The organism is Proteus myxofaciens ATCC 19692 (assembly GCF_001654855.1).
In the GTDB taxonomy this organism is placed as follows: domain Bacteria; phylum Pseudomonadota; class Gammaproteobacteria; order Enterobacterales; family Enterobacteriaceae; genus Proteus; species Proteus myxofaciens.
On the sequence record NZ_LXEN01000086.1, the window covers coordinates 1 to 6,335 of the forward strand.

6 protein-coding genes are annotated in these 6,335 nt (G+C 35.7%); 2 read left to right on the forward strand and 4 right to left on the reverse strand.

The features are described 5' to 3' along the window. Positions 1-830: glycosyltransferase family 9 protein (locus M983_RS08820; protein ID WP_066749708.1), on the reverse strand; the 830-nt coding region annotated here is incomplete at its 3' end. Positions 831-1,589: 759 nt separating this feature from the next. On the opposite strand from M983_RS08820, the gene pfkA reads away from it, so the two are divergent. Continuing rightward, entirely contained in the window at positions 1,590-2,567 is a 978-nt protein-coding gene (gene pfkA, locus M983_RS08825) for a 6-phosphofructokinase (protein WP_066749709.1), read from the forward strand. Between the two features lie 264 nt (positions 2,568-2,831). Beyond that, positions 2,832-3,833 carry a sulfate ABC transporter substrate-binding protein gene (locus tag M983_RS08830; RefSeq protein WP_066749710.1) on the forward strand — a complete coding sequence of 334 codons (1,002 nt, stop codon included), beginning with the start codon at positions 2,832-2,834 and terminating at the stop codon, positions 3,831-3,833. A 93-nt stretch (positions 3,834-3,926) separates the two neighbouring features. Here the strand turns inward: M983_RS08830 and tpiA are convergent, their stop codons facing one another. The 3 genes from tpiA to fpr all read right to left on the reverse strand — a co-directional run bounded on the left by tpiA (position 3,927) and on the right by fpr (position 6,290). Then, positions 3,927-4,697, reverse strand: a complete 771-nt coding sequence (gene tpiA / locus M983_RS08835) for a triose-phosphate isomerase (protein WP_066749711.1) — start codon at positions 4,695-4,697, stop codon at positions 3,927-3,929. 106 nt (positions 4,698-4,803) lie between these two features. Next, the gene (locus M983_RS08840) at positions 4,804-5,439 is read right to left on the reverse strand and encodes a DUF1454 family protein (RefSeq protein ID WP_066749712.1); all 636 of its coding nucleotides are present in this window, start codon (positions 5,437-5,439) and stop codon (positions 4,804-4,806) included. 104 nt (positions 5,440-5,543) lie between these two features. After that, positions 5,544-6,290, reverse strand: coding sequence for a ferredoxin--NADP(+) reductase (fpr, locus tag M983_RS08845; RefSeq protein ID WP_066749713.1), 747 nt, complete (start codon positions 6,288-6,290; stop codon positions 5,544-5,546). Positions 6,291-6,335: the final 45 nt, after the last annotated feature.

Below are 6,335 nucleotides of genomic sequence, written 5' to 3' on the forward strand. Positions count from 1 at the left end.
GAGATGGTATGTTGTAGTGTGGCTGGATTATATATTTTTGCATTTTTAAATGTATTCGATGGAATTTCATTTTTATAATCTAAGATAATCAGATTTACCTTGTTAGATAATAAACTTAATTTTTCCTCTATCTCTTTTGCTTGCGCTACAGATAGGCAACGTTCATCACTACCAGCAAAAATATTGAGTATGACTGTTTTATTCTCATTAGGGAGTGTAGTTAAATAAGTTTCTATTTCTTCATCTATCTTATCAGGATATTGAATATCATAATTTATTTCTGTATTTTTTATATTAAATGCATTTAATAATAACTTATAGGATTCTTTTATGTGGTATAAGTTGTAATCAAAATCAATAGAATAACTGTAATGTTTTAACCATCTTTTTTTATTAAAACTTATAACATTTTTGGCTGAAATTTGGTTTAAAAGCTTTAATCGATGCATAGGCACATTAAACATGGATGGATCGATGATTAAATCATAATTATTTTCTTTAAGTTGTTTTAATATATCATCACTAACATTATGGGTTCGTTTCTTCATGAAATCATTAAGGGTAATCTTATTCGATATATATATATTTCTTATGTATTTATTATATTTTAAGATTGAATCATTAGTTGATGTGACAAGCATATCTATAACATAGTTATGTTGTGATAAAATTTTAATTATAGAGGTATCTACAATGACATCACCGATTTTACCTTCGTTGCGTAAAATCAAAATTGATTTAACTGATGAAAAATCGATAGTTGTTTTTTTTTGTTTATCCCATAAAATTTTTTCTCGAAATAAGCTTAAGTAGTAGCGAATATCTTTCATGAGATAATTTCGTTTTCTATTTAAGGCTCTTAATGTCGCGAATTTTTTCTTTTTCATAAGTTAAGTATAGATATATTATTGTTATGAATATATTATCATGTTTACGAATGCTGGCAAAACATATATTAATATTACCACAAGTAATTAACAAAGTTTATTGTTTTCCATATTTCTAGTTTCTGTCGAAAGAGACTTATTTTTAACAATCTTTTTGTAATAAGTTAAAATTTTTCTCTGAAAATGAGAGTAATAATATATTTCCTTTTTATTATCAACGCTATTGGTAGCACTAACTACAGCTTCTATTTTTTATAGCGATGTATAGCTAATACAAATAATGTTCTATTTATTAAATTAGATGCTATTGTGTCTCTCGGTTGATATTGTTTTATATATCTAAAGAGCTTACTTAGTCATTCAAGTAAATTTATTAATTAAATAGCCTCATCTCACCTCTTTGAGAAACCTCACAAAAGGTAGTGTAGTACCTCTACAAAAATGTCGCATTATTAAAAAGACTATTTTGAATGTACACTAGTATACTATTTATACAAAGTGCTCGATTAACTTAATACGTATCAAGATTATGAAAAAAAATAGGCTAGAATAATGAACTGGTGAAAAATATGCGTACAATAGGATTGTTGAATCAATTCAGCCATTATGATAGCGGAAATCGCACCAGGTAAATTGGTGTTGGTAAAATAGTGAGTCCAACAATTTTGCAATAATTACATCGAATAAGAATCAGAGGTAATCATGGTCAATGGGATCAAAAGAATTGGCGTTTTAACAAGTGGTGGTGATGCACCAGGTATGAATGCGGCTATTCGTGGTGTTGTTCGTGCTGCACTAAGTGAAGGTTTAGAGGTTTATGGGATTTTTGATGGCTATATGGGCCTATATGAAAATCGTATGAAAAAACTCGACCGTTTTAGTGTTTCAGACATGATAAACCGTGGTGGTACATTCTTAGGCTCAGCTCGTTTTCCTGAATTCCGTGAAGACAATGTACGTGCTGTCGCGATCGACAATATGAAGCAAAATGAATTAGATGCTTTAGTTGTTATCGGCGGTGATGGTTCTTATCTTGGTGCTAAAAAATTAACAGAAGCAGGTTTTCCATGCATTGGCTTACCTGGCACTATTGATAATGATGTTGCAGGTACTGATTATACTATTGGTTATTTCACTGCATTAGAAACAGCGGTTGAAGCGATTGACCGTTTACGTGATACCTCAACATCTCATAAACGTATCTCTATTGTTGAAGTCATGGGACGCTATTGTGGTGATTTAACACTTTCTGCTGCTATTGCCGGTGGTTGTGAATTTGTTGTTTTACCTGAATCTGAATTGCATTTTGATAGAGAAGAATTACTGGCTGAAATTAAAGCAGGTATTGAGCGTGGTAAACGCCATGCTATCGTGGCGATTACTGAACATGTTTGTGATGTTCATGAATTAGCGCGCTTTATTGAAGTTGAAACCAAACATGAAACACGTGCAACAGTATTAGGCCATATCCAACGTGGTGGCTCTCCTGTTGCTTACGACAGAATTTTAGCATCTCGCATGGGCGCTTATTCTGTTCAACTTCTTTTAGAAGGTTTTGGTGGTCGTTGTGTTGGTATTCAAAATGAACAACTAGTTCATCATGATATTATTGATGCGGTTATGAATATGAAACGTGTCTTTAAATCTGACTGGTATGAAACAGCGAAAAAACTCTATTAACCGTCACGTGATACAGTTTTAAAATACGCAGTTTTTCTGAATTATCTTCTTATTCGTGGACTGCTCTGATGCTTTTTTAAGTGTCAGAGTGGTTTCTCGAGTGAAAACATTTCATTTCTCTTATCTATTATTGAGTATTTCCCCTCTGTAAGCCGTATATTCTCGTGCATATTCCTATCTTCTATATTAAACAGTTTTTTATTATTTCATCGTAATAACTCTTTCTGTCAGCCTACTTTGACATAAGAAAAGAAGGGGATGATTATGTCAAAGCGGTGGAAGATATTACCAACAATCGTGTTGGGCTTAGTTTTTACTCATGCTGTATGGGCTAAAGAAATTCAGTTGCTAAATGTCTCTTATGATCCAACTCGTGAACTTTACCAACAATATAATCAAGCATTTAGCCAAGAATGGGAGAAGAAAACAGGTGATAAAGTCACTATTCGTCAATCTCATGGTGGCTCTGGTAAGCAAGCGACTTCTGTTATTAATGGCATTGAAGCAGATGTGGTTACACTCGCATTAGCCTATGATATTGATGCAATCGCCCAAAGAGGCAGGATTGATAAGCAGTGGCTGACTCGATTACCTGATAATTCTGCTCCTTATACTTCGACAATCGTTTTTCTAGTGAGAAAAGGCAATCCTAAGCACATTCAAGATTGGGACTCTCTAATTCGTGATGATGTGTCGATTATTACCCCTAATCCTAAAACATCAGGTGGTGCAAGATGGAATTATCTCGCAGCTTGGGGATATGCATTAAACGCAAATAATCAAGATAAAGAAAAAGCGAAAGAGTTCGTTAAAGCACTTTATCAGCATGTTGAAGTATTAGACTCAGGCGCAAGAGGGGCAACAAATACGTTTGTTGAGCGTGGTATTGGTGATGTGTTGATTGCATGGGAAAATGAAGCTTTACTGGCAATCAATGAATTAGGCACTGATAAATTTGAGATAGTGACACCTTCAATCTCTATTTTAGCAGAACCTACCGTTTCTGTTGTCGATAAGGTGGTGGATAAACGGGGTACACGAGAAGTAGCGACCGCTTATTTAAAATATCTTTATTCACCAGAAGGGCAAGAGATAGCCGCTAAAAATTATTATCGACCAAGAGACCAAACGCTAGCTGAAAAATATCAGGATCGTTTTCCTAAACTAACATTATTCACGGTTGATGACGTTTTTGGGGGTTGGCAATCAGCACAAAAAACGCATTTCGCATCAGGCGGTATATTTGATGAAATTAGCCGTCGATAATCGCTAAAATAAAAAAATCACCTTATCTTTTATCGAATAAGGTGATTTTGTCTATTCATGAATGATAAAAATCATGATGAATATGGAGTTCTATTATTTTTGAGCTTTCGCTTTTGCCGCAGCTTTAACAATAACAGCGAATGCATCGGCTTTTAGTGAAGCGCCACCGACGAGTGCACCATCGATATCGGGTTGGCTAAACAGTTCTGCTGCGTTTTTATCGTTAACTGAACCACCATACTGAATGATAACTTGTTCTGCGATGGCTGCGTCTTTTTTCGCAATATGATCACGAATAAATTTATGTACAGCTTGAGCTTGTGCTGGTGTTGCTGATTTACCAGTACCGATAGCCCAGATAGGTTCATAAGCAATGACTGCGTCTTTGAATGCCTGTGCACCATGTGCATTTAATACTGCATCGATTTGACGAGCACAAACTTCTTGTGTTTTACCAGCTTCATTTTCTGCTTCAGTTTCACCAATACACAGTACAGGTGTTAAGCCTAATTCTTTTAACACGCCAAATTTTTGTGCGATGAATTCATCAGATTCTTTATGGTAAGTACGGCGCTCTGAGTGACCAATGATAACGTATTTAACATCAACGTTTTTCAGCATTTCAGGTGAAGTTTCACCAGTGAAAGCACCAGAGAGATTGACACCCGTGTCTTGAGCACCAAGAGCAATACGGCTACCACCAATTTCATGACGTGCTTGGCTTAGATAGACAGTAGGTGGTGCGATTGCAACATCACATCCTGCAACACCGCTGACTTCTTTACGTAATGCAGCGATAAGCTCATGTACCATGTGAATGCTGCCGTTGAGTTTCCAGTTACCCATAACTAATGGATGGCGCATAACTTTTCCTCCAACTGAGTGGTTTAAATTTAAATTGCTGATAAACATGAATTCTGTTGATATGCAACAGTATAGAGAACATTGATTAGAATAGCTTTGTTTTTTATCACGGAATAGCTGAATCGATATTGCCATTTAGTGAAAGCTTAACAGGTTCTATAGCAAACGTAGTTAATTGATCGCCTTCATGCGCAATAATATAGCGAATAGCCCCTACATTATGGCTAATATAAACAGGAGTATCATCTTTAAAAGCAAATAGGTCTAACACTTCATCTATTTGTGCTGACGTAATCGAATTATCAAATTGAGTCACTAATGCGATAAGATATTGTCTTGCAATTTCTTGCTCGTCAACGTCAGCTTTTGCTAAATTAGGGCGGTGGATGAGCGTCAGTTGTAAACTCTTAATTTTTTCACTACCACGTTCTAATACTGTAGATGAATAAAGATGAGGCGTAATACGCGTCGCCGCTCTTACTAATGGAATAGTAATATCATTATTGGTAATAATTTTGTATTCACTAAGAAAAAGCTCAGGATTTTGCTGATTAAAGGTGGCTCTCATCTCAGGAATAGTGGTTTCAAAAACGGGCGCATCCTGCTTAAGATAAGTAATGCCTTCTTTTACAGGCTGCTCTGGTGCAACCAACATGGGTGCAGCGAAGGCAAATGGGGAAAAACAAAGCGCAAAGGCTATCATTGTAAGATATTGCTTTAAAAGCTGACCTTTTCTTGTCATCCATCCCCCATTGCGAGTATTTTTGATTACTACGTTATATCTAGTTTCTATGATTCTAGCTCAAATAGACAGTGAATTTTGTGGTTTTTAATACCTCAAGTTTATTACCAATACTGTTCACTGGTAATATGCCCTGGTTTTCGACGAAAATGCTTACGCATTGCTCGTTGTTCTTTTAACAGCTCTTGCGTATCTTTTACCATTTGTGGATTACCACAAAGCATAACATGGCTTTCTTCAGGTGTTATTTCTAAACCGACCATTTTTTCAAGAGCACGACTTTCAATTAATGCGGGAACTCGTCCTGTTAATGATCCAATATGATTTTCTCGGCTCACCACGGTTTGTATCCGTAATTTGCCTTGATAACGTTCTACAAGCGATTCCATTAAGGGTAAATAACTAAGATCATCGGCATAGCGAACAGCATGTACCAGTACGATATTTTCAAACCGCTCAAGATCTTGGCCTAATTGTAAAATAGATAAAAAAGGGCCAATACCCGTTCCTGTAGAGAGCATCCACAGTGTTCTGGTATCAGGAATTTCTTCTAACACAAAAAAACCATTGGCTTGTTCTGTTACTAGCACATTATCACCGGGCTTAAGTGCTGTTAATTTAGGACTCAATTTACCATCAGGAACCGTGACTAAATAGAATTCAAGATCAGTTGAATTTGGCGAGTTAACATAAGAGTAAGCGCGCTGTACTCGCTCACCTTCAATATCAAGTGCTAATTTTGCATATTGTCCAGCTGTAAACTTATCAATAGGTGCGTGTACAATTAGACTCATTAATGCATCTGTCCAATAATTAACTTCGACAACTTTTCCATTAAGCCAATTTGCCATATCGTCTTATCTCCTCGCCTATAAATACGCGTATATCTTTTATTC

Bases quoted from the DNA above. Each gene is read 5' to 3' on its own strand.
- pfkA (WP_066749709.1), top strand. From the start codon at position 1,590: ATGGTCAATGGGATCAAAAGAATTGGCGTTTTAACAAGTGGTGGTGAT.
- M983_RS08830 (WP_066749710.1), top strand. From the start codon at position 2,832: ATGTCAAAGCGGTGGAAGATATTACCAACAATCGTGTTGGGCTTAGTT.
- tpiA (WP_066749711.1), bottom strand. From the start codon at position 4,697: ATGCGCCATCCATTAGTTATGGGTAACTGGAAACTCAACGGCAGCATT.
- M983_RS08840 (WP_066749712.1), bottom strand. From the start codon at position 5,439: ATGACAAGAAAAGGTCAGCTTTTAAAGCAATATCTTACAATGATAGCC.
- fpr (WP_066749713.1), bottom strand. From the start codon at position 6,290: ATGGCAAATTGGCTTAATGGAAAAGTTGTCGAAGTTAATTATTGGACA.